This is a genomic window from Streptomyces mayteni (assembly GCF_054783955.1).
On sequence record NZ_BAAGPR010000019.1, the window covers coordinates 1 to 24206 of the forward strand.

16 protein-coding genes and 1 tRNA gene are annotated in these 24206 nt (G+C 73.4%); 11 read left to right on the plus strand and 6 right to left on the minus strand.

The window, feature by feature from the left end:
• Positions 1-158 precede the first annotated feature (158 nt).
• On the minus strand, positions 159-2552 hold the full coding sequence (locus ACYVPE_RS11575) for a DEAD/DEAH box helicase (protein WP_461033410.1): 2394 nt from the start codon (positions 2550-2552) through the stop codon (positions 159-161).
• Between the two features lie 145 nt (positions 2553-2697).
• On the opposite strand from ACYVPE_RS11575, the gene ACYVPE_RS11580 reads away from it, so the two are divergent.
• The 8 genes from ACYVPE_RS11580 (at position 2698) to tmk (ending at position 16017) form a co-directional block, all read left to right on the plus strand.
• Complete coding sequence (locus ACYVPE_RS11580) at positions 2698-3039, plus strand: STAS domain-containing protein (protein WP_052847650.1); 342 nt, start codon at positions 2698-2700, stop codon at positions 3037-3039.
• A 157-nt stretch (positions 3040-3196) separates the two neighbouring features.
• Entirely contained in the window at positions 3197-3616 is a 420-nt protein-coding gene (locus tag ACYVPE_RS11585; RefSeq protein WP_461033411.1) for an ATP-binding protein, read from the plus strand.
• Positions 3617-3892: 276 nt separating this feature from the next.
• Positions 3893-6271, plus strand: a complete 2379-nt coding sequence (locus tag ACYVPE_RS11590; RefSeq protein WP_461033412.1) for a sodium-translocating pyrophosphatase — start codon at positions 3893-3895, stop codon at positions 6269-6271.
• A gap of 79 nt (positions 6272-6350) precedes the next feature.
• Positions 6351-7310, plus strand: a complete 960-nt coding sequence (locus ACYVPE_RS11595) for a phosphorothioated DNA-binding restriction endonuclease (protein WP_461033413.1) — start codon at positions 6351-6353, stop codon at positions 7308-7310.
• Positions 7311-7422: 112 nt separating this feature from the next.
• On the plus strand, positions 7423-8148 hold the full coding sequence (locus ACYVPE_RS11600) for a small secreted protein (RefSeq protein WP_461033414.1): 726 nt from the start codon (positions 7423-7425) through the stop codon (positions 8146-8148).
• 66 nt (positions 8149-8214) lie between these two features.
• Entirely contained in the window at positions 8215-9765 is a 1551-nt protein-coding gene (locus tag ACYVPE_RS11605) for a DUF7059 domain-containing protein (RefSeq protein ID WP_461033415.1), read from the plus strand.
• Positions 9766-9988: 223 nt separating this feature from the next.
• Complete coding sequence (topA, locus tag ACYVPE_RS11610) at positions 9989-12838, plus strand: type I DNA topoisomerase (RefSeq protein ID WP_461033416.1); 2850 nt, start codon at positions 9989-9991, stop codon at positions 12836-12838.
• A 212-nt stretch (positions 12839-13050) separates the two neighbouring features.
• Positions 13051-16017 (plus strand): dTMP kinase, encoded by a 2967-nt coding sequence (gene tmk / locus ACYVPE_RS11615; RefSeq protein WP_461033417.1) that lies wholly within the window; start codon positions 13051-13053, stop codon positions 16015-16017.
• Positions 16018-16020: 3 nt separating this feature from the next.
• Here the strand turns inward: tmk and ACYVPE_RS11620 are convergent, their stop codons facing one another.
• A complete protein-coding gene (locus ACYVPE_RS11620) occupies positions 16021-16812 on the minus strand; it encodes a choice-of-anchor P family protein (RefSeq protein WP_461033418.1) in 792 nt (263 codons plus the stop codon).
• Positions 16813-16984: 172 nt separating this feature from the next.
• Here ACYVPE_RS11620 and ACYVPE_RS11625 point away from each other — a divergent pair, with 172 nt between their 5' ends.
• The 3 genes from ACYVPE_RS11625 to ACYVPE_RS11635 all read left to right on the plus strand — a co-directional run bounded on the left by ACYVPE_RS11625 (position 16985) and on the right by ACYVPE_RS11635 (position 20163).
• A complete protein-coding gene (locus tag ACYVPE_RS11625) occupies positions 16985-18187 on the plus strand; it encodes a DNA polymerase III subunit delta' (protein ID WP_461033419.1) in 1203 nt (400 codons plus the stop codon).
• Positions 18188-18231: 44 nt separating this feature from the next.
• Positions 18232-19824 carry an alpha/beta hydrolase gene (locus tag ACYVPE_RS11630; RefSeq protein WP_461033420.1) on the plus strand — a complete coding sequence of 531 codons (1593 nt, stop codon included), beginning with the start codon at positions 18232-18234 and terminating at the stop codon, positions 19822-19824.
• 265 nt (positions 19825-20089) lie between these two features.
• Positions 20090-20163: transfer RNA gene (locus tag ACYVPE_RS11635), tRNA-Thr, on the plus strand.
• Positions 20164-20210: 47 nt separating this feature from the next.
• Here the strand turns inward: ACYVPE_RS11635 and ACYVPE_RS11640 are convergent.
• From ACYVPE_RS11640 to ACYVPE_RS11655, 4 genes are all read right to left on the minus strand, one after another.
• On the minus strand, positions 20211-21596 hold the full coding sequence (locus ACYVPE_RS11640; protein ID WP_461033488.1) for a tyrosine-type recombinase/integrase: 1386 nt from the start codon (positions 21594-21596) through the stop codon (positions 20211-20213).
• A gap of 59 nt (positions 21597-21655) precedes the next feature.
• The gene (locus tag ACYVPE_RS11645) at positions 21656-21862 is read right to left on the minus strand and encodes an excisionase family DNA-binding protein (RefSeq protein ID WP_461033421.1); all 207 of its coding nucleotides are present in this window, start codon (positions 21860-21862) and stop codon (positions 21656-21658) included.
• A gap of 219 nt (positions 21863-22081) precedes the next feature.
• The gene (locus tag ACYVPE_RS11650) at positions 22082-23242 is read right to left on the minus strand and encodes a DUF3631 domain-containing protein (RefSeq protein WP_461033422.1); all 1161 of its coding nucleotides are present in this window, start codon (positions 23240-23242) and stop codon (positions 22082-22084) included.
• Positions 23239-24159, minus strand: coding sequence for a bifunctional DNA primase/polymerase (locus tag ACYVPE_RS11655; protein WP_461033423.1), 921 nt, complete (start codon positions 24157-24159; stop codon positions 23239-23241). Before ACYVPE_RS11655 ends, ACYVPE_RS11650 begins: the two co-directional genes overlap by 4 nt.
• Positions 24160-24206 lie beyond the last annotated feature (47 nt).

Below are 24206 nucleotides of genomic sequence, written 5' to 3' on the forward strand. Positions count from 1 at the left end.
GTCAGCTCGCCGGCGAGGTCGCCGAACTCACCGCCGAGGCCGCCGCGGGCCCGTACACGGTGCGGGCCCGCGCCCGGGCCGGGCCACCGGGCTCCGAGGCCGTCGGGGCGGTGCCGGCCACACGGCGGGCCGCCGCCCGGCCGACGGGCCTCGGCGGGCTAGCGGGCCTCGGCCGGCGCCTCGGCCCCGCGCAGCAGCTCGGTCAACACCCGGATGGCGCCCCGCTTGTGCAGCGGCTCGTTGCCGTTGCCGCACTTGGGCGACTGGATGCAGGACGGGCATCCGCTCCGGCACTCGCAGGCGGCGATCGCGTCCCTGGTCGCGGCCAGCCACCGCCCGGCGGTGTGGAAGGCGCGCTCCGCGAAGCCGGCGCCGCCCGGGTGGCCGTCGTGCACGAAGACCGTGGGCAGCAGGGTGTCCGGGTGCAGCGCGGTGGAGACGCCGCCGATGTCCCAACGGTCGCAGGTGGCGAACAACGGCAGCATCCCGATCGCCGCGTGCTCGGCCGCGTGCAGCGAGCCGGCCAGGATCTCCGGGGTGATCCGGGCCGCGTCCAGCTGGTCCTCGGTCATGGTCCACCACACCGCGCGGGTGCGGAGCGTCCTGGGCGGCAGGTCGAGCCTGGTCTCGCCGAGCACCTCGCCGCTGATCAGCCGGCGCCGCAGGTAGGAGACCACCTGGTGGGTGACCTCGACGGAGCCGAAGCAGAGCCGCGCGTCCCCCCAGGGCGCCTCCGTGTCGGTCTCCAGCACCGTGAGTTCGGTCACCTCCCGGGCCGAGGTGGTCCAGGGCGGGTCGGCCGCCTCCACCAGCGCCACCGAGTCGGCCAGGTTCAGCTCCCGCACCACATAGCTCCGCCCCTGGTGCAGGTGCACGGCCCCGTCGTGCACGGTGCCGTGCGCGGCCGCCGCGTCCACGGTGCCGAGCAGCCGGCCGGTCTCCGCCTCCACCACCCGCACCGGGTCGCCACCCGAGCCGCGGATGTCCACCAGGTCGGCCGGCCGCTCCCGGCGTGTCCAGTACCAGGACGAGCCGCGCCTGCGCAGCAGCGAGCGGTCGGCGAGCTTGGGCAGCAACTCGCCGGCCGCTGCGCCGAACAGCGCCGAATCGCCGGCGAAGTCCGGCTCGGTCAGCGGGAGTTCGGCGGCCGCCGCGCACAGGTGCGGGGCCAGCACATACGGGTTGCCCGGGTCGAGCACGGTGCTCTCCACCGGCTGCCGGAACAGCGCGTCCGGGTGGTGCACCAGATAGGTGTCCAGCGGGTCGTCGCGGGCCACCAGCACGGCCAGCGCGCCCTGCCGCTGCCGGCCGGCCCGGCCCGCCTGCTGCCACAGCGACGCCCTGGTACCCGGATAGCCGGCCAGCAGCACCGCGTCCAGGCCGGCCACGTCGACGCCGAGCTCCAGCGCGGTGGTGGCCGCCAGGCCGAGCAGCTCGCCGCCGTGCAGGGCCCGCTCCAGGTCCCGGCGCTCCTCAGGGAGATAGCCGCCGCGATAGGCCGCCACCCGGCCGGCCAGCGCCCGGTCCACCTCGGCGAGCCGCTCCTGGGCGATCAGCGAGATCAGCTCGGCGCCGCGCCTGGAGCGCACGAAGGCGACGGTGCGGACCTCCTGGAGCGCCAGATCGGTCAGCAGCTCGGCCGTCTCCGCGGTGGCCGTGCGGCGCACCGGCGCGCCGCGCTCGCCGCGCGCCTCGGTCAGCGGCGGCTCCCAGAGGGCGAACACCAGCTCGCCGCGCGGCGAGGCGTCCTCGGTCACCTCGACCACCGGGAGTCCGGTCAGCCGGCCGGCGGCCACGGCCGGCTCGGCGGTGGTGGCCGAGGCCAGCAGGAACACCGGCTCGGCGCCGTAGTGGGCGCACACCCGCCGCAGCCGGCGCAGCACCTGGGCCACGTGCGAGCCGAAGACCCCCCGGTAGACGTGGCACTCGTCGATCACCACATAGCGCAGCGCGCGCAGGAAGGAGGACCAGCGGCGGTGCCCCGGCAGTAGCCCCCGGTGCAGCATGTCCGGGTTGGTCAGCAGCACGTTGGCGTGCTCCCTGGCCCAGGCGCGCTCCTCGTGCGGGGTGTCCCCGTCGTAGACGGCGGGCCGCACCGCCGTGCCGAGCGGTGCCGCCAGCCGGCGTATCGCCCGCAGCTGGTCGGCGGCCAGGGCCTTGGTCGGCGCGAGATAGAGGGCGGTCGCCTCCCGGCGCCCGGGGCCGGGGCCGGCGGCCGCGCCGAGCAGCGCGTCGAGCACCGGCACCTGGTAGGAGAGCGACTTGCCCGAGGCGGTGCCGGTCGCGACCACCACCGACTCGCCGCGCAGCGCGTGCCGCGCGGTGCGGGCCTGGTGCGCCCAGGGCCGCTCGATGCCGGCCGCCGCCACGGCCGCCACCACCTCGGCCCGTATCTCGTCCGGCCAGTCGGCATGGCTTCCCGGCCTGGCGGGCACGTGCTCCGTGTGGGTGATCCGTTCGGCCCGGTCCCGGCGGCCGCCCAGGCGGTCGAGGACAGCCCGCGGCGACGGCCGGCGGCCGTCGTTCTCGCCCTCGTCTGGCGGTCGGTGCATCGGGGACATCACCCCCGAGTCTGTCACTGGTCTGACGGACAATGGCTGTAAGACGTCGTGCTGGGCAGGCGGTAAGTGGTTGAATGCCCTGGCGGCTGCCGATCCATGGGGGGCGCCGCTCGTTAGCAAGGTGCTGGAGGAGTCCGTGGACCTGTCCCTGTCGACCCGGACCGTTGGCGACCGTACGGTCGTTGAGGTAGGCGGCGAGATTGACGTATACACCGCGCCAAAGTTGCGCGAACAACTGGTTGAGCTCGTCAACGACGGCAACCACCACCTGGTGGTGGACATGGAGCGCGTCGACTTCCTCGACTCGACCGGTCTCGGCGTGCTGGTCGGTGGCCTGAAGCGGGTTCGGGCCCAGGAAGGTTCGTTGCGTCTGGTGTGCAACCAGGAGCGCATCCTCAAGATCTTCCGGATCACCGGCCTGACCAAGGTGTTCCCCATCCACGAGTCCGTGGACGAGGCCATCGCGGCCACCGACTGAGGCGCCGTCAGCGCGCCGGCCCCGCCGCGGCCGCGCGCCGACCGCGTAAGAATGATCAGGTGACCGCCCCGGGCCTCGGTGGTGCCGACGCGACGCGTCCGGCGTCCTCCGTGTCGCGGCCGGGGCGGCGTGTGCCCGCACGATCGAGGGGGATGCAATGGCCACCGTGGAACTTCGCTTCAGCGCGTCCCCGGAGCATGTGCGCACCGCCCGGCTGGTGGCCGCGGCGGTCGCCCGTCGCGCCGGGGTGGACGAGTCCGTGCTCGACGAGCTGCGTCTCGCCGTCGGCGAGGCGTGCAGCCGCGCGGTGGGCCTGCACGCCCTGCACGGGCTGACCAGCCCCGTGCGGGTGGCGCTGACCGAGGGGGAGAAGTCGTTCTCCATCGAGGTCGGCGACGACGCCCCGAGCACGGTCCCCACCACGCGGGACCAGTCGGCCTCCGAGGCCGCTGAGGACACGGACGAGCTCGGCCTCGCCGTGATCAGCGGCCTGGTCGACGACGTCGAGGTCATCGCCGACGCGCACGGCGGCAAGATCCGGATGAGCTGGCCCACCGCCACCGCTGTCGTTCCGTGATCGACCTCCGCTTCCCGAGCCCGGTTCCGCCGCCGGGCCCCGGCTGAGCAGGGAATTCACGAATTCGATCTTCCGGTTGATCTTCCGGTCGGTCTGCTCTTTGATCTTCGATATCGATCTTCGAATCCCGTGGCCCGGTGGTGATCATTTCGCCGCCGGGCCCGCGCATTCACGGGAATTCCCCTTCCCGGCCCCTGTCTTGATGTCGAACGTCTCTCTACACTCCGGCCTCGTCTGTCTGTTTTCGGATCAGCGCCTGAGCGTCAAGGAGGACGAATGGCACACCCCTATCTCACGCAGGCAGCCGAGGCCGCCGAGCTCACGGGCGGCAACCGGGGCCTCGTCGTGGTGGTCGCGGTGGTCGCGCTTGCGGCCCTGGGCGTCGCGTTCGTACTGGTGCGACAGGTGCTCGCCGCCGGCGAGGGCACCGACAACATGCGGCGGATAGCCGCCGCCGTCCAGGAGGGCGCCAACGCCTATCTCGCACGCCAGTTAAGGACCCTCGCGTTCTTCGCCGTTCCGGTGGTCCTTCTGCTGCTCGCGTTGCCGGCCGACGACTGGGGTCAGCGCCTCGGCCGTTCCGTGTTCTTCGTGGTCGGCGCGACATTCTCGGCGGCCACCGGATATCTCGGTATGTGGCTGGCGGTGCGGAGCAATGTCAGGGTGGCCGCAGCGGCGCGTGAGTCGGGCCGGGAGGTGGCGATGCGCATCGCCTTCCGCACCGGCGGCGTCGTCGGCATGTGCACCGTCGGTCTCGGCCTGCTCGGCGCCTCCTGCGTGGTGCTGGTCTACACGGCCGACGCGCCCCGGGTCCTCGAGGGCTTCGGTCTCGGCGCCGCGCTGATCGCGATGTTCATGCGGGTCGGCGGCGGCATCTTCACCAAGGCCGCCGACGTGGGCGCCGACCTGGTGGGCAAGGTGGAGCAGGGCATCCCCGAGGACGACCCGCGCAACGCCGCGACCATCGCGGACAACGTCGGCGACAACGTGGGCGACTGCGCCGGGATGGCCGCCGACCTCTTCGAGTCCTACGCCGTCACCCTCGTCGCCGCGCTGATCCTCGGCACCGTCGCCTTCGGCGACGCCGGCCTCACCTTCCCGCTGCTGGTGCCCGGCATCGGCGTGCTGACCGCCATGGCCGGCATCTTCCTGGTCGCCCCCAGAAGCGGCGACCGCAACGGCATGACGGCCATCAACCGCGGCTTCTTCGCCTCCGCCGGCATCTCCCTGGTGCTGGTGGCCATCGCCGCGTTCGCGTACCTCCCGGACAGCTTCGCCGACCTCGACGGCGTCAACGACGCCACCATCGCCGCGCACGACGCCGACCCCCGGCTCTTCGCGCTGGCCGCCGTCGCCATCGGCATCGTGCTCGCCGTGCTGATCCAGCAGCTCACCGGCTACTTCACCGAGCCGAGCCGCCGCCCCGTACGGGACATCGGCAAGACCTCGCGCACCGGCCCGGCGACCGTCGTGCTCTCCGGCTTCTCCCTCGGCCTCGAGTCCGCCGTCTACACCGCGCTGCTGGTCGCGCTCAGCGTCTACGCCGCGTTCGTGCTGGCCGGCAGCACCATCATGCTCGCGCTCTTCGCGGTCGCCCTCGCCGGCACCGGCCTGCTGACCACCGTCGGCGTCATCGTCGCCATGGACACCTTCGGACCGGTCGCCGACAACGCGCAGGGCATCGCCGAGATGTCGGGCGACGTCTCCGGCGACGGCGCCAGGGTGCTCACCGAGCTCGACGCGGTCGGCAACACCACCAAGGCCGTCACCAAGGGGATCGCCATCGCCACCGCCGTCCTCGCGGCGGCCGCGCTCTTCGGCTCCTACCGGGACGCGATCGCCGAGGCCATCGCCGACGTCGACGTCTCGGCCGGCGAGCTGCTCGGCGAGACCGGCCTCAGCCTCGACATATCGCAGCCCAACAACCTGGTCGGGCTGATCATCGGCGCCGCCGTGGTCTTCCTCTTCGCCGGCCTCGCGGTCAACGCGGTCTCCCGCTCCGCCGGCTCCGTGGTCTACGAGGTGCGCCGCCAGTTCCGCGAACACCCGGGGATCATGGACTTCTCGGAGAAGCCGGAGTACGGCAAGGTCGTCGACATCTGCACCCGCGACTCGCTGCGCGAGCTGACCACCCCGGGGCTGCTCGCCGTGATGGCCCCGATCACGGTCGGCTTCGGGCTCGGCGTCGGCGCCCTCGGCTCGTTCCTGGCCGGGGCCATCGGCGCCGGCATCCTGATGGCCGTGCTGCTCGCCAACTCGGGCGGCGCCTGGGACAACGCCAAGAAGCTGGTCGAGGACGGCCACCACGGCGGCAAGGGCAGCGAGGCCCACGCGGCCACCGTCATCGGCGACACGGTCGGCGACCCGTTCAAGGACACCGCGGGCCCGGCCATCAACCCGCTGCTCAAGGTGATGAACCTGGTGGCGCTGCTGATCGCGCCCGCGGTGATCACGCTCTCCTACGGCGAGGACGCCAACGCGCCGGTCCGCGCGGTGCTGGCCCTGGCGGCGCTGCTCGTCATCGTCGTCGCCGTGCACGTCTCGCGCCGCCGCGGCATCGCCGTCGACGACAGCGACGACGGCGTGGACGGCGTGGACGGCGAGGGAACGGCCGCTGTCCCGCCCGCCGGCCGCACCACGGAGCGCACCACCTGACCGCACCCCGCCGACCCCCGACCGAACCCGAAGTCCCCTGCGCAGCCGGCCTCTTGGCCGGCTGTGCCAGGCTGACACCGTGACCCAGGACGCCCTGCTGACGCTGCTCGCCTCGCTCCGCCGGGCCCAGGTGGCCGGCCGCCGAGCGCCCCACAAGCCACTGTTCCTGCTGTGGCTGGTGGGGCGTTTCGTCGACCGCGGCGACACCGCCGTCTCCTACGCGGAGGCCGAGGAGCCGGTGAGCCGGATGATCAACGACTTCGGCTCGGTGGTCGCCGACCCCTCGCGGGCCAGGCAGCGCGCCGCGATGCCGTTCGTGCACCTGGAGCGCGAGCTCTGGGACCCGCGCGACGCCACGGGCGCGCCACTCGCCCCCGACGTCCCGGAGCGCGGCGGCCTGCTGCGCCGGCGCGGCGCGCACGGCCGGCTCCGCCCCGAGGTGGAGACGCTGCTGGCCGAGCCCGGCATGCCCGCCACGGTCGTCAGGCTGCTCCTCGACCAGCACTTCACCCCGGCCCTCGAACCCGCGATCCTCGCCGCCGCCGACCTCGACCTGACCACCCTGGAGGAGGCGGCGCTGCGGCTGGTCGCGGACCCCGCCGGGCCGCACCGCAGCCGTCCGGGCCGGCAACGGCACCCCGACTTCGCCGAGTCGGTGCTGCGCGCCTACGCGTACGCCTGCGCGATGTGCGGCTTCGACGGGGCGCTCGGCCGCAACCCGGTCGGGCTCGAGGCGGCGCACATCCGCTGGCACAGCCAGGACGGGCCCGACGAACTGTCGAACGCGCTCGCGCTCTGTTCGCTTCATCACACGCTCTTCGACCTCGGGGTGCTCGGCCTCACGGCGCAGCGGCGGATCCGGGTCTCCGCCCTCTATGTGGCGCGCGGACCGGCCGGGTTGGCGGTGGCCGACCTGGACGGCGAGCCGCTGACCGTGCCGCGGCGGGCCGACGAGGCTCCGGCCGAGCGGTTCGTGAAGTGGCATGACACACAGGTGTTCAAGCGCGGCCCGGCGCTCGCCGGCAGCTCCGGCCGGTAGTGCAAATGGCTACAATCCCGGAAAACCGCACCGGCCGTCACTCGGACGAGGGAAGCCCTGCGTGTAAGTTCGCGCCCAGCGCCCCCGTGGCACGAAGGGACGAGGAACGGTGATGAAGAAGCTCGCGCTGGCACTGACGAGCAGTGCGGCCCTGATGGTCACGCTGTCCGCCTGCGGTGACGACAGCGGTGCGCAGACCGACGAGTGGGCCAAGAACGTCTGCGACGAGGTCCAGCCCCAGGTGTCCCAGATCCAGGCGGCCAACGCGGCCATCACGGACGCCAGCGCGGGCGACCGCGCCCCGGCCGACGTCCAGGCGGCGGACTCCGCGGCGTTCCAGGACATCTCGGAGGCCTACGCCTCGCTCGCCGACGCCGTCGACGCCGCGGGCGACCCGCCGGTGGAGGAGGGCGCCCAGCTGCGCGAGGACGCGGTGTCCGAACTCCGCGCCATCTCCCAGTCGTACGCCGCCCTCCAGGAGACCGTCGACGGCCTCGACACCTCCGACCAGGCCGCGTTCGCCGAGGGCCTCCAAGGTGTCGCCGGCCAGCTCCAGGAGCTGGGCCAGAGCGGCGACGAGGCGCTCAACGAGCTCCAGTCCGGCGAACTCGGCCAGGCCATGGCCCGCCAGGAGGGCTGCCAGCGCCCCGCCGAGGTCCCGAGCGGCGGCTCGGACGAGTCCACCGACGGGGACGGCGGCGAGGGCGGCGAGGGACAGGACGAGAACGCCGACTCCGGCGAGGAGAACGCCGACTCGGCCGAGGACGCCGAGAACCAGAGCTCGGAGGACGGCAGCGACGAGCAGCCCGGCACCGAACTCGACGGCGCCGGCGGCTGACCCGCGGCCCGACCGACCCCCCGCGCGGACCGGCCCCCGGCGGCCGGTCCGCGCCACATCCGCACAATGGGTCCCGTGACCAACACCGGACTCCCCACCCCAGGGCCGGGCACCGCCCGCCTGCGGGAGGCACTGCTCGCGGCCTCCTTCACCGCCGACGGCCTCGCCGAACTCCTCGGCGCGCCCGCCCACGCCGCCCTCGCCCGCGGCGAGACCGTCCCCGCGCGGCGCGCCCTCCGCGGGGACGAAGGACCGCAGGCCACCCTCGTCCGGCTCTTCCTGCTCCAGGACGCCGTCCCGCGCGCCCGCGCCGCCGCCGCGCTCCCCGGGGCGGCCCTGGACGCGGCGCTCGGCGAAGGCTGGCTGGCGCTCGACGGCGACGAGCTGCGCGCGACGGTCGACGCGCGCCCCTACGCCGGTCCCGAGGGCCAGCACTGGTGGATCGTCTCCGACCTCGGCTGCGCCGTGGGCGGCGCCGCTGGCGCGGCCGGCCGCCGCCCCGACGTCGTCCTCGGCGTCGGCGGCGCCTCCGCCACCCTCGCCCAGCTGACCGTCCGCGAGCCCGTCGGCCGCGCCCTCGACCTCGGCACCGGCAGCGGCGTCCAGGCCCTGCACGCTGCCCAGCACGCCGGCCACGTCACCGCGACCGACGTCAATCCGCGCGCCCTGCGGATGACCGCCGCGACCCTCGCCCTCTCCGGCGCGCCGGCCGCCGCGCTCCGCCAGGGCTCGCTCTTCGAACCCGTGGACGACGAGCCGGGGTTCGCCCCCTTCGATCTCATCGTCTCCAACCCGCCCTTCGTCATCGCCCCGCCGACCGCCGGCGACGGCACCGCGCTCACCTACCGCGAGGGCGGGCTCGGCGGCGACGAACTCTGCCGACGCCTCGTCAAGCAGTCCGCCGCGCACCTCACCGAGGGCGGCTGGTGCCAGCTGCTCGCCAACTGGCAGCACGTCTCGGGCGAGGACTGGCGGGAACGGGTCGCCGCCTGGGTGCCGCCCGGCTGCGACGCCTGGATCGTGCAGCGCGAGCGGCAGGACGTCACCGAGTACGCCGAGCTGTGGCTGCGCGACGCCGGCGCGCACCGCGGCGACCCGGCCGGCTACGCCGCGGCCTACGACGCCTGGCTCGACGAGTTCGCGGCCCGCCGCACCGAGGCCGTCGGCTTCGGCTGGATCACCCTGCGCCACACCGGCACCACCGACCCCACCATCACCGTCGAGGACTGGCCACACAGCGTCGAACAGCCGCTGGGCACGAGCGTGCGCGCGCACTTCGAGCGGCAGGAGTTCCTTCGCGCCAATGACGACGCCGCCCTGCTCCGGCACCGCTACCTGCTCGCCGACGGCATCGTCCAGGAACAGCTCGGCAGCCCGGGCGCCGAGGACCCGGAGCACGTGGTGCTGCGGCAGCGGCACGGTATGCTCCGCGCCCGCGCCATGGACACCGTCGGCGCGGGATTCGCCGGCGGCTGTGACGGAACACTCGTCGCGGGCGCGATCGTGGACGCCATCGCCCATCTGCTCGGCGAAGACCCGGTCACGCTGCGTGCCGGGGCGGCCGACTGGCTGCGTCCCCTCGTTGAGCAGGGATTTCTCGTCCCCGAGCGGCCGTAGCCAGGTGGCGGACCACCCGCTGTCGGCCACGATCAGTGACGGATCGCGGCCCTCGTGACCGTTCGCGCGCGACCCGGTCGGTGCCTCCGGGCGGCGGGAATGGCTGATCTCGGGTTACCGTTCGAGATGCGTTGCGGGGTTTTCCCGTTTGACACGAAGCGGGGATGTACCGTCACACTCCGCACCGTCAGTACGTTCCCCGGGCAGGAGAGAAGAGCGAGAGTTGTCCCCGACCAGCGAGACCGCGAACGGCGGACGCCGACTTGTGATCGTCGAGTCGCCCGCGAAGGCGAAGACGATCAAGGGATACCTCGGCCCCGGCTATGTGGTCGAGGCGAGCGTCGGGCACATCCGCGACCTGCCGAGCGGCGCCGCCGAGGTGCCCGCCAAGTACAAGAGCGAGCCCTGGGCCCGTCTCGGGGTGAACGTCGACGAGGACTTCGAGCCGCTGTACGTCGTCAACAGCGACAAGCGTGACCAGGTCAGGAAGCTCAAGGAGCTGCTGGCCGACTCCGACGAGCTCTACCTCGCCACGGACGAGGACCGCGAGGGCGAGGCCATCGCCTGGCACCTCAAGGAGGTGCTCAAGCCCAAGGTCCCGGTGCGCCGCATGGTCTTCCACGAGATCACCAGGGACGCCATCAGGCAGGCCGTGAACAACCCGCGCGAGCTCAACCAGCTGCTCGTCGAGGCCCAGGAGACCCGCCGTATCCTCGACCGCCTCTACGGCTACGAGGTCTCGCCGGTGCTGTGGAAGAAGGTCATGCCGCGGCTCTCCGCCGGCCGCGTGCAGTCCGTCGCCACCCGCCTGGTGGTCGAGCGGGAGCGCGAGCGGATCGCGTTCCGCTCCGCCGAGTACTGGGACCTGACCGGCACCTTCGCCACCGTGCCGGGCGGCGACGCGTTCGACGCGCGGCTCGCCGCCGTCGACGGCCGCCGGGTGGCCCAGGGCCGCGACTTCGGGTCCGACGGCCAGCTGCGGAACCCCGGGCAGGTCGAGGCGTTGAGCGAGGAGACCGCGCGCGCCCTGGCGCGCGCGCTGGCGGACACCACGTTCGCCGTGCGCTCCGTCGAGTCCAAGCCCTACCGCCGCTCGCCCTACGCGCCGTTCCGCACCACCACGCTCCAGCAGGAGGCGTCGCGCAAGCTCGGCATGGGCGCCAAGGCGACCATGCAGGTCGCCCAGCGCCTCTACGAGAACGGCTTCATCACCTACATGCGGACGGACTCCACCACGCTGTCCGACACCGCCGTCAGAGCCGCCCGCGCCCAGGTCACCCAGCTCTACGGCGCCGACTACCTGCCGGACCGGCCGCGCGTCTACTCCAGCAAGGTCAAGAACGCCCAGGAGGCGCACGAGGCGATCCGCCCCTCGGGCGACCGGTTCCGCACCCCGGCCGAGACGGGCCTCAGCGGCGAGCAGTACCGGCTCTACGAGCTGATCTGGAAGCGCACCGTCGCCTCGCAGATGAAGGACGCCGTCGGCCACTCGGTCGTCGTGCGCGTCGGCGGCACCAGCGCGGACGGGCGGGACTGCGAGTTCAGCGCGACCGGCAAGGTGATCACCTTCCACGGCTTCCTCAAGGCGTACGTCGAGAGCGTGGACGACCCGGGCGCCGACGTCGACGACCGCGAGCGCCGGCTGCCGCAGGTCGCCGAGGGCGACCCGCTCGCCGCCCGCGCCATCACCCCGGACGGCCACGCCACCAAGCCGCCCGCCCGCTACACCGAGGCCACCCTCGTCAAGGAGCTCGAGGACCGCGAGATCGGCCGGCCCTCCACCTACGCCTCGATCATCGGCACCATCCTCGACCGGCACTACGTGTTCAAGAAGGGCACCGCGCTGGTCCCCTCCTTCCTCTCCTTCGCCGTCGTCAACCTGCTGGAACGACACTTCGGTCGCCTGGTCGACTACGACTTCACGGCCAAGATGGAGGACGACCTCGACCGCATCGCCACCGGCGACGCCGAGGCCGTGCCGTGGCTGCGCCGCTTCTACTTCGGCGAGAACGGCCAGGCCGGCGCCGCCGGGCTCGCCGCCGACGCGGGCAACGGCGACGGCGACCACCTCGGCGGCCTCAAGGAGCTGGTCACCGACCTGGGCGCGATCGACGCCCGGGAGATCTCGTCCTTCCCGGTGGGCGAGGGCATCGTGCTGCGCGTCGGCCGATACGGCCCCTACGTCGAGGCGCCGCCAGAGTCGGGCGCCGAGCCGGGCGAGCCTGGCAAGCGGTCCGACGTCCCCGAGGACCTGCCGCCCGACGAGCTGACCGTGGACCTCGCCAAGGAACTGCTCGCCAGGCCGAGCGGCGACTTCGAGCTGGGCACCGACCCCACCTCGGGTCACCCGATCGTGGCCAGGGACGGGCGCTACGGCCCCTACGTCACCGAGGTGCTGCCCGAGGACACCCCGAAGACCGGCAAGAACGCGGTGAAACCGCGCACCGCCTCGCTGCTGAAGTCGATGGCGCTCGACACCGTGACGCTGGACGACGCGCTGCGGCTGCTGTCGCTGCCGCGGGTGGTCGGCCTCGACCCCGAGTCCGGCGCCGAGATCACCGCGCAGAACGGGCGGTACGGCCCCTACCTGAAGAAGGGGACGGACTCCCGGTCGCTGGCCACCGAGGAGCAGCTCTTCACGGTCACACTCGAGGAGGCGCTGGCGCTCTACGCCCAGCCCAAGCAGCGTGGCCGGGCGGCGGCCAAGCCGCCGCTCAAGGAGCTGGGCGAGGACCCGGTGACGGGGCGTCCGGTGGTCGTCAAGGACGGCAGGTTCGGCCCGTACGTCACGGACGGCGAGACCAACGCGACGCTCCGGCGGGACGACGACCCGGAGACGATCACGGCCGAGCGCGGCTACGAGCTGCTGGCGGAGAAGCGGGCCAAGGGGCCGGCGAAGAAGACCGCCAAGAAGGCGCCGGCGAAGAAGACGGCCGCCAAGAAGACCGCCGCCACCAAGACGGCCGCCGCCAAGACCACGACCAAGAAGACCACCGCGAAGACCGCCGCGGCCAAGAAGTCGACGACGAAGAAGTCGGCGACGAAGAAGTCGGCGTCCGACCCGGATGCCTGAGCAGGTCTGGCGAAGTCCGCTTCGACCACACGGCGCCCCAAGGGGGCGCGGGGCGGTCCGCGTCGTGCGGCTCCGCCGCGTGGGCGCGACCAGCCACGACGGCGCCGCGGGTAACCAGCGGCCCGGCGCGGCTCTTCCAGCGGAGCGTGCAGGCTCCGTCAATTGTTCGGGTGGGTGCGCTTGCTGTCGGTGGTGAACGTTACGCTGGCCGAATGACGCGAGCAGAGCAACCACAGGTCGTCGACCCGGCCGACGGCGCCGCCGACGAGGCGCTCGCCACCGACTCACGCGAGCGCGCCAGGCGGGCGCTGCTCCAGGTTCCCGCGCTGCGCCGGCTCTGGGAGGCCCAGCTCAGCGGCGCCGCGGGCGACGCGCTGGCGCTGCTCGCCCTCGTCCTGCTCAGCGTGCAGGCCGCCCTGCACGTGCCGGAGGGCGGCGGCGAGCCGCTGTTCGGCGGCGAGTACCGGGGGGTCGCGCTCGCCGTCACCGTCGTGTTCGCCGTCCGGCTGGTCGCCACCGCGCTCGCCGGAGTCCTGCTCCTCGGCCCGATCGCCGGCCTGCTGTCGCCGGCCGGGCCGCTCGACCGGCGCTGGACGATGGTCGCCCTCGACGGCGTCCGCGCCGTCCTGCTGATCGTCGCGCCGCTCTGGATCGACTGGACGCCGGACAGCGCCTACGCCTACCTGCTGGCCACCGTCTTCCTGCTCGGCGTCGGCGAAAGCGCCTGGACCACCGCGCGGGACGGCGTCGCCCCCGCGCTGCTGCCCGCGCCGCCGCCCGAGGGCGCGGCCGTCCGCCCGCTGCCCGACCACCGCGAGGCGCTGCGCCGGCTCTGGCTGCGCGGCGGCTATCTGGCGCTGCCGACCGCGGCCGTCGCGCTGGTCGCCGCCTCGCTGGTGAGCAACCTGCTGGCCACCGCGCTCGACTGGTTCTCCACCCACCAGGCGGCGCTCGCCTCGTACGTCGCCGCCGGGTTCTTCGCCGCCGCCATCTCCGTGCTCATCACGATGGAGCTGCCCACCGCCGACGCGCGCCGGCCGCTCTCCCCGCTCGAGGGCCTGCGCCGGCCGGCCGCCGGCACCGCCCCCGACAAGGGCCGCACCGGCGCCATCCCGCTGCTGGTGCTCGGCTGCGCCTCGGTCGCGGCGGCCGTCGCGGCCGCCGTGGCGCTCGGCGCGCTGCGCGTCCTCGAGTTCGGCGGCGGCCCGGTCTCCTTCGGGCTGCTGGTGCTCGGCCTCACCGGTGGCGTGGCCGCCGGCGTGCGGCTCGCCCCGCTCACCGTGCCCGCGCTCTCCCGCCGGCGCCTCTTCGCGCTGACCCTGGCGCTGACCGGGCTCGGCCTGTTCGGCGTGGGCATGATCGCCGACCCGGCGACCGTGCTGTTCACGGCGCTCGCCACCGGCGTGGTCGCGGGCATCGCCGCCAACACCGGGCACGTGCTGCTCGACCAGGAGACCGAGGAGTTCCGCCGGTCCGAACTCACCCGCCACCTGAACGCGGTGGTGCGGGTCGCGATCGCGCTGGCCGCCGTCGCGGCGCCGCTGGCCGCCGGGCTGATCGGCCCGCACCGCGTCGAGCGCGGCGACTTCGTCATCCAGCACGGCGGCGCCGCCTTCACCCTGATGATCGTCGGCGCCCTGCTGCTGCCGGTCGCCGCCGTCGTGCTCGGCCGCACCGACGACCGGCGCGGCGTCCCGTTCCGCCGCGACCTGGCCGACGCGGTCCGGCGCAACGTCGAACCGCCCTCCGGCCAGGCCGAGTCCGGCTTCTTCATCGCCGTCGAGGGCGGGGACGGCGCGGGCAAGTCCACCCAGGTCGACAAGCTCGCCGAGTGGATCAGGGCCAAGGGCCACGAGGTGGTGGTCACCCGGGAGCCCGGCGCCACCCCGATCGGGCAGCGGCTCCGCTCCATCCTGCTCGACGTCTCGTCGGGCGGTCTCTCGCACCAGGCCGAGGCGCTGCTCTACGCGGCCGACCGCGCCGAGCACGTGGAGACCGTCATCCGCCCCGCGCTGGAGCGCGGCGCGGTGGTCATCACCGACCGCTACGTCGACTCGTCCGTCGCCTACCAGGGCGCCGGCCGCGACCTGTCGCCCACCGAGGTCGCCCGCATCTCGCGCTGGGCCACCGGCGGCCTCGTGCCGCACCTCACGGTCCTGCTCGACGTCTCCCCGGAAACCGCGCGGGAGCGCTTCACCGAGGCGCCCGACCGCCTGGAGTCCGAGTCCAGCGAGTTCCACCAGCGGGTGCGCGCCGGCTTCCTGGCGCTCGCCGCCGCCGACCCGGCCCGCTACCTGGTGGTCGACGCCGGCCAGGACCCGGAGTCCGTCACCACCGCGGCCCGCCACCGCCTCGACCAGATGCTGCCGCTCTCCGAGGCCGAGCTGCGCGCCCGCGAGGAGGCGCGGCGCAAGGCCGAGGAGGAGGCCCGCCGCCGCGCCGAGGAGGAGCGGCAGCGCAAGGAGGAGGAAGAGCGCCTGGAGCGCGAGCGCCAGGAGGAGCTCGCCCGGCTGCGCGCCGAGGAGGAGGAGCGCAAGCGCCGCGAGGACGAGGAGCGCCGGCTGGTCGAGGAGGCCAGGCGCGCCGAGGAGGTCAGGCGCCGCGAGGAGGACGCCCGTCGTCGTGCGGAGGAGGAACGCCGCCGCGCCGAGGAGGAGGCCAAGCGGCGGGCCGAGGAGGAGCGCCGCCTCCGCGAGGAGGAGGAGCGCCGCCGTCGGGCGGCCGAGGAGGAGGCCAGGCTGCGCGCCGAGGCCGAGGCCCGGCGGCTCGAGAAGCAGCGGAAGGCCGAGGAGGCCCTGCTGCGGGCCGAGGAGGAGGCCAGGCGCGCCTCCGACAACGCCGAGACGGTGCAACTGCCCCAGCCGCCGGCGCACCGCCCCGCCGCCCCCGCCGCCCCCGCCGGCCCCGACGAGGAGGACACGGCCGTCATCCCGCGCCCCGAGACGCCTGAGCCGCCGGCGTCCGCGCCGCGCGAGCGCGGCGACCGCGTCGAGCGCGGCGACGCCCTGGACGAGACGCGCCAGCTGCCCCAGCTCGGCCCCGACCGGCCGCGCCCGCGGCCGCAGTGGGCCGAGGAGACGCCGCTCGACGATCTGCCCACGCTGGCCGACGAGTTGCTCGGCCCGCACCGGGGTGAGGACGAGGGCGAGGGCCAGGACGACGACCGCCGCAAGCGGTAGCCGTCAGCCCCGCTCGCTCGCCGCGCCGCCGGTCTTCTCGGACTCTTCGGTCTCCTCGGCCGGCGGCTCGTCCGCGATCTGCTCGTCCGCCGGCCGCTCGTCCACCGGGCCGCCGCCCCGGCAGCTGGCGCTGCCGAGCGTCAGGTCGCCGTCGTCCGTCAGCTCCACGCGCAGCGCGTTGACGGTCAGCGACCCGTCCTCGGCGGCGCGCTGCTCGTTGAGCACCACCTGGCCGAGGCCGTCCGGCAGCCGCACGGTGGTGTTGGCCGTCGGCGCCTCGTCGAACGTCAGGGTGCCGCGGCCCGGCAGGCTGAGGCTGGCATCGGTGAGGGACACGGTGCCGGCCGGTTCCGCGTCGGGCGCCGCCGAGCAGTCCGCCCTCACCGCCCCGGTGGTGAGCGTCCCGACGTCCGGGCCCAGGTCCAGGGCCAGCTCCGCTACCCCGCCCTGGGCCGCGGCCGCGCCGGTGGTGTCGTTCCCGGTGACGCTCGCCTCCGCGCCGAGCGCCGTGCCCGACGCGGTGGACGCCCCGTCCACGGACTCGGTGTCGGCGGCGCCCACGTCGACCGCCTCCACGGCGTCCCGCAGCGGACCCTCCGGATAGCTGGCCCGCGCCTCCTCGACGTCGACCCCGCCCAGGCTCGACGAGAGCCCGAGGGCCGAACTCGCCCCCGGCACGATCCCGTCGGCCGGCCCGGCCGCCGCCGTCGTCGTCGTCGACCAGGCCGCCAACAGCAGCGCGGCGACGGCGGTCGTCGCATAACCCCACGAACGTCCCAGCGAAATGCGCATCATGCGTAAAACATCACACGCCCCCATCCGGCTCGCCGCCTCCTGACGCCGCGTCGCCGCCCCGGGCCTTCCCCCTCCGCGCGAAATCCTCCGAACGGCGGCGCTGTCGGTGCCGTGCCGCAGAATGGTGGTCGTCGCCGCACGGCGACGAGGCACCGGTGGAGAGGAGCGTGCGATGCCGGTCTGGGACGATCTGGTCGGCCAGGAGCGGGTGGCGGCGCAGCTTGCCGCCGCCGCGCGAGACGCGGACGCGTTCGTCACCGCCGTCGGGCGCGGCGAGGAGCCCCGGCTCGCCGGCTCGGCCATGACACACGCCTGGCTCTTCACCGGCCCGCCGGGCTCCGGCCGGGCCGAGGCCGCCCGCGCCTTCGCCGCCGCCCTCCAGTGCGTCAGCCCCGACCGGGCGCTCGGCGGCCAGCCGGGCTGCGGCTTCTGCGACGGCTGCCACACCGCCCTGATCGGCACCCACGCCGACGTCGAGGCGATCCGCACCGACCTGCTCACCATCGGCGTCAAGGAGACCAGGGCGCTGGTCCGCCGCGCGCAGCTGTCGCCCGCCTCCGGGCGCTGGCAGGTGATCGTCCTTGAGGACGCCGACCGGCTCACCGAGGGCGCGGGCAACGTGCTGCTCAAGGCCGTCGAGGAGCCCGCCCCGCGCACCGTCTGGCTGCTCTGCGCGCCCTCCATCGAGGACGTGCTGCCCACCATCCGCTCCCGCTGCCGCCAGCTCTCGCTGCGCACCCCGCCCGTCGCCGCCGTCGCCGACCTGCTGATCCGGCGCGACGGCGTCGAGCCCGAGGTCGCCAGGGCCGCCGCCCAGGCCACCCAGGGCCACGTCGACCGGGCCCGCCGGCTCGCCACCGACGAGCGGGCCCGCACCCGCCGGCTCGCCGTCCTCCGGCTGCCCGAGCGCGTCGGGGACGTCGGCGGCTGCCTGCGCGCCGCCCAGGAGCTGGTCGACGCGGCCGCCGAGGACGCCAAGCAGCTCGCCGAGGAGCTCGACGAGAAGGAGACCGAGGAACTGCGCGCCGCCCTGGGCGCCGCCGACGGCAAGCGGCTGCCGCGCGGCACCGCGGGCGCCATGAAGGACCTCGAGGACCGGCAGAAGCGCCGCGCCACCCGCACCCAGCGGGACGCGCTGGATCTCGCCCTCACCGACCTCACCGGCTTCTACCGCGACGTGCTCGCCCGGCAGTTCGGCTCCGGCATCGCCCACGCCGGCGGCGAGAGCGCCGTCGCCGTCGAGCGGGTCGCCACGGCCTCCCGCCCCGAGCAGACGCTGCGCCGGATGGAGGCCATCCTGGAGTGCCGCGAGGCCCTCGACCGGAACGTGGCGCCGCTGCTCGCCGTCGAGGCGATGACCATGGCCCTGCGCTGAGCGGCTACGCTCCTGGGGGAAGTCGCACCACGGACAACGGGGGAATGATGCGCGCACCACGCAAAACGGTTCTGACGCTCTGCGTCGCCACCGCCCTGCTGGCCACCGCCTGCTCGTCGCGGGCGGGTCTCGACGCGCTCGACCCCTCGCCCTCCGAGGCCGGCGGCTCCACGGAGCCCCCGCCGGACGCCCCGGCCCTCGAACCGCTGCCCGAGGAGATCCCGGGTGAGCTCCAGTCGTACTACGACCAGGAGTTGGCCTGGTCCGCCTGCGGCGGGGGCTACGAGTGCGCCACCCTGACCGTCCCGCTGGACTACGAGAACCCGGGCGGCGGCGACCTGGAGCTGCGGGTCACCCGCTCCGAGGCCACCAACCCGGGCCAGCGGATCGGCGCCCTCATGATGAACCCGGGCGGCCCAGGCGCCTCCGCGGTCGACTTCGTCCAGAGCTCCGCCGAGTACATCTTCCCGTCCGAGGTCCTGGCCCGCTACGACATGGTCGGCATCGACCCGCGCGGCACCGGCGGCAGCCAGCCCATCGAGTGCCTGAACGGCGCGGCGATGGACGAGTACACGATGACCGACCGCACCCCGGACGACGAGGCCGAACAGGACGAACTCCTCGCCGCCTTCGAAGAGTTCGCCACCGCCTGCGCGGAGAACTCGGGGGCCGACCTGCTGTCGCACATCTCCACCGTCGAAACCGCCCGCGACATGGACGTGTACCGCTCCGTCCTCGGCGACGACCAGCTCCACTACCTCGGCTTCTCCTATGGCACCAAGCTCGGCGCCGTCTACGCCGGCCTCTTTCCGCAGCGCGTCGGCCGGCTCGTGCTGGACGCCGCGATGGACCCGCGGCTGCCCACTCTCTACACCGACCGCGAGCAGTCCGGCGGCTTCGAGACCGCGTTCCGCTCGTTCGCCGAGGACTGCACCGCGTCCTTCCCCCAATGCGCGCTGGGCACCGAGGGCGCGGACGACGCGTCGGCCCGCCTCAGCGCCTTCTTCGAGCAGGTCGACGCCGAACCGCTGCCGACCGGCACCGACCGCCCGCTGACGGAGTCGTTGGCCACCACCGGCGTGGCCAACGCCCTGTACGCCGAGTTCCTCTGGCCCGACCTCCGCGCGGCCCTCTCCGCCGCCATGAACGACGGCCAGGGCGCCGAACTGCTCGCCCTCGCCGACGACTACAACGAACGCGGCCCCGACGGCACCTACGGCAGCTCGAACTTCGCCTTCCCCGCCATCAGCTGCCTTGACAGCCCGGCCGGCAACGCGGACGTGGCCGAGCTCGAGTCCAACCTCGGCTCCTTCGAGGACGCCTCACCCACCTTCGGCCGCGACTTCGCCTGGGCCACCCTGCTCTGCGCCGCCTGGCCCGTCGAGCCCACCGGCCACCCCGTCAGCATCGCCGCCGAAGGCGCCGCCGACATCCTGGTCGTCGGCACCCTCCGCGACCCAGCCACCCCCTACGCCTGGGCCGAGGGCCTGGCCGACCAGCTCTCCTCCGGCATCCTCCTCAGCTACGACGGCGACGGCCACGGCGCCTACGGCGGCAACAGCCCCTGCGTCGACAACGCCGTCAACGCCTACCTGCTGCAGAACACCAGCCCGGAGGACGGAACCACCTGTTCCTGACTGCGATCATGTACACATGCCGTGCATCCGCTTCCGGACCGCCATATCGGCGAGATCCATGGGGGACCCCCTGCCCCCCGAGGTGATCGAGCATGAGCTCGACACCCACCTGACCAGCTGCTTAGACTGCCGCCGCTGGGCCAAACACCTGCGCGCCCTGCGCGAAGCGACCGACGACCTCCTCCGCCGAAGGCGTTCGGGCGCACCCCCCAAACCTGTGTAGACTAACCAGCGCTGTACCCCCAACGGGGGTCCCCAGCGCCCCGCCGCCTTAGCTCAGTCGGCCAGAGCGACGCACTCGTAATGCGTAGGTCGAGGGTTCGATTCCCTCAGGCGGCTCATCCGAGAACCCCAGGTCAGAATGCACTGACCTGGGGTTCTCTGTGTCAGCGGATACGGCGGCGCCGCCGCGCCCGCTCTGCTCGTGTCTCCCCGGTCTCAGTTCTGGTCTCAGACGTGGCCCGGGGTGGTGGGAGGAACGCGTCGCCCATGCGCCGCATCGCCTCCTTCGAGAGTTCGGATCGTCCCTTCACGTACCGCCGGGTCTGGCTGATCTGGGTGTGCCGAAGGATCTCCATGATCGTGGGCATGTCGACGCCCAGCTCGTTCAGGATGGTGCCGGCGGTGTGCCGGCTCCCGTCGTAGAGGCGGCGGTCGGTGATGCCCGCCTCGCTCAGCAACTCCTTGAACTCCTCCCAGTCCGCCCGGGGGTCGAGGGGACGGCCGTCGGGCCGGGTGAACACCGCGTCGTGCTCCTCCCACAGCTCCCCGGCCGCCGTGTGCGCTTCCTGTTGGGCGGCGCGGTGGGCGATCAGGTGGGGGATGAACGGCGGCGGGATCGGCACCGGCTCTCGGCTCTTCTTCGTCTTGGGGCGCGTGAATACGAGTCCGCCAGCCTTGCGTTCCGGGCAGACGCTCGCGTGGCGCGTGCAGTCCTTCGAGCAGGGCGCCGGGCAGCCGCGGGTGTAGTGCCGGTGCGTTGCGCAGGGATCGGGGCAGGGCGCGAAGCGGTGCAGCCGGGTGCCGCAGGCGTGCGGGTCGGCACAGCCGTGCCGCCATTTGAGCCGCTGCAGCTGCCAGCGGGGGTGGAACAGCTCCGCTTCGAGGTCCACGTACTTCCAGCGCAGACCGAGGACTTCGCCCTGACGGAAGCCCATGCCCACCCCGACGACCCAACGCAGGAACGTCGGGCGCTTCGTCGCCGCCAGCAGGAACGCTTTCGCCTGGGCGATGGTGAAGGGGTTCGCCTCGGTCTCGTCAACAGACGGCGGATCCACCAGCGTCGCCACGTTCTCCGAGATGATCCGGCGCCGATGCGCGATCTTGAGGGCCCTCGACAGAATGCGGTGGACCTTCAACACGTGGGAGGGCGCGTGCCCCTCCTCCAACATGTCGGCGTACAGCCGCTCCAGGTGCTCCGGGGCGAGTTTGTCCAGTCGGTGCTGGCCCACGCCCGGGATGATGTCGTTGCGCGTCTTCGACCAGTAGTCGTCCAGCGAGCGCGGCTTGAGCTTCAGGCTCGCGATCGTGGTCAGGTAGGTCTCCATCCACTGAGCCACGGTCGGCTTCCGCCCGGCTTTCGGGGCGCGGCCTTCATCCCTCAGCTGTTCCAGTTCCTTGACCTTGCGCTTGATCTCCGGCTCGGTCTTGGCCGAGCGGTGCCGGCGGTCGGGGCTCCCGTCGTTCTTCACACCCATCGTGACGCGTCCGTGCCACCGACCGTCTTTGCCGAGGTAGATGGACGATTCCATGTTCGGCTTGCGAGAACTCACGTGCTTCTCCATGCAGGAGGCACCCCCGGCAGTGCCGGGGGTGCCTCGGTGTACTCGACTCAGTGGCTTTGCGGTGTCAGGTTCGCGACGTACGTCTCCAGCGCGCTGCGCCGGATACGACGACAGCGGGTGCTCAACTCGACGAACTCCAGCTCTCCAGCCGCCATGAGCTCGTAGACCATCGATCGGCCGATGGCGAGCACTTTCGCGGCTTCCTCCGGTCGGTAGAGAAGCCGGTCGGCAGGCGCAGCGATTACTGCGGACATCCGAGTTGTCTCCTCGGTAGCTCCAAAGGGGCGACGCCCCTCCCTCTGGAATCCGCTACAGCCGCTACGCCGCTACATCGCAGGTCAGGGACCTGGTTTCTGTAGCGGATGGCTGGGGTGTAGCGGATTGGTTCCGCTACACGCGCCGCTGGCCGGTGTGGCGGTTGCGGCGCGTGTAGCGGGGGTGTAGCGCGCGGTGGGTGGCTTGTCCGCTACGGCTTAGGCGCTGGTCAGCAGCCGTTCTGCGGCTGGTGTAGCGGGTGTAGCGGAGTTCTCCGGGGGTGGGGGGCAGTACCGGCTCCACGCGTCGTGCAAGTCGGTCGCAAGGTAGCCCTTGATGACCCCCGAGCCGGTGCGAATGTTCCGCGCGGCGATGGGCTTGTTGTCGGCGGTGACGTACTCGCGCAGAAGGCGGGAGAGGCGGCGGGCGTTGAGCGGTTGCCCGTCGAAGTCTCCCCAGGGGGCGTCGTCCATGGCGTTGAGGCGTTCGAGGATGACGGCGGTGGGCATGCGGTCGGCGCCGCAGAACACCGCGTCGCGCAGGTCGGTCAGCAGCCGGACGCCCAGGGATGCGCGGTCGTCGTCGACGACGGCGTTCACGAGGTCGACGCAGGCGGCGCGGGCCCGTTCGGGCCAGTCGCCGCCGGCCGCGTCGGCGACCGCGAGCAGCGGTTCCCACACGTCGGCCGGGCGGTCCGTGATGCCCTCCGGCATGGTCGGCCAGGCGCCTTCCACCTGCTCACGGACACTGGCGGCCCACTGGGAGAGCCGATCCCGCAGGGAGTTGCCCTCCGGTTCATGGATCCGGGTGCGGTAGGGCTCGACCTTCTCGGTGCGGGCCCGGCGACGCATGCGGATGATGACCGACCGCGCCTTGATGGTGTCGGGCAGATGCCCAAGCCCGGCCACGGCCACCGCGCAGTAGGACGGGAAGGCCACGACCGACTGCGACCCGCCGTCGCCCACGCAGCGGTAGGAGACGCCCGAGCGACGATGCCCCGCGTTGATCAGGCCCCGCAGTTCCTCGTGATCCTTGGCCTTGGGGCCGAAGATCGTGTCAATCTCGTCGAAGAGCACGACCGGCCGCCCGTCCTGATCGGCGACGGCCCTAAAGAGCGCCGGAGGCGAGGCGTTGACCGCGTGCATGGGACGCGGCACCAGCGTGCTGGTCACCTCCATCGCGCGCGTCTTCCCGCTCCCGGGCTCGGGGCTGAGGAAGGCGAGGCGGGGCGTGGAGTCGAAGCAGTCGAGCAGGTGCGTATGGGCGTCCCACAGCACCACGGCGACGTAAGCGGCCTCGGACGGGAAGGCGTTGAACCGGCGGTGGAACCGCTCGACCTCTTCGAGCAGCGCGGCGCCGTTCTCGGGCGTCGTGGTCATGCGACGTTCCTTCCGGTGGCACTGGCGAGGCCGTTGGTCACGGCGCGGGTGGCGTAGGGCTCGGGGACACCCACCTCGACGGCGGCGGCGATCAGGTCGGCCGCGATCGCGTCGAGTCCGCAGGGGCCGGGGCACTCGGTGTGCAGGGCGGCGAGGAACCGCGCGACGCCGAACGCCTGCGATCCAGCGCCCTGTTCGGTGCGGGCCCGGATCATGGCCAGGCCCTTGTCGAGGCCGGTGCGGACGTAGCGCTCGGTGTGGCGGCATCCGGTGGCCACGGACCGATCCCACGCGGCGCGCGCCGGGTTGGAAGAGACCACCCGGCGCGGCGGGGTGGCCTCTTCTCGAACGAGCAGCCCGCGGACGGCGTCGGGCAGGGGCGTCATCGTGCCGGTGCCGGGTCCGAGCCAGCGGGCGTAGGCCATGGCGGACTTGATGTCGACCCCGGGCCGCACCGAGTTGGCCGATGTGGTGGTGCCTCGGTAGATCCAGTGCTCGCCGCGTGAGGTGGTCACGGTGCGGGTGGGCGGGAGGGTGGTGCGGGCCCAGTCGACGGCGGCCGGGTCGTCGAGGTCGACGACGGTGACGGTGGCCCCGGCGGGGTGGTAGGCGACGGCCGCGGCCTGGCGCCAGGCCGCCGACCACTCCCGCGAGGCGAGCACGGCCGGGTTCGCGGTGGCGGCGGCCCAGCCGTGGCACGGCCGGGGGCAGTGGCAGGGGCCCGGGGTCTTCATGGTGGGGCGTCCGCCGCACCGGTTCTTGGCGCAGGCGAGGCAGTTCCCGACCGGCGCCTTGCCACCCCGGAGGGGGAGCAGGGGCAGCACCGGCACCCCGGCCGCGGCCAGTTCGAGCGCGGTGTTGAGGTGGTTGTCGCGGGTTGGCGGGAAGGTCGGCGCCGGTTGGCGCGCATGCGTCATGATGGTGGGTGTCCTGTTCTCTCGACGTGAACGGGCGGTCCCGGGGC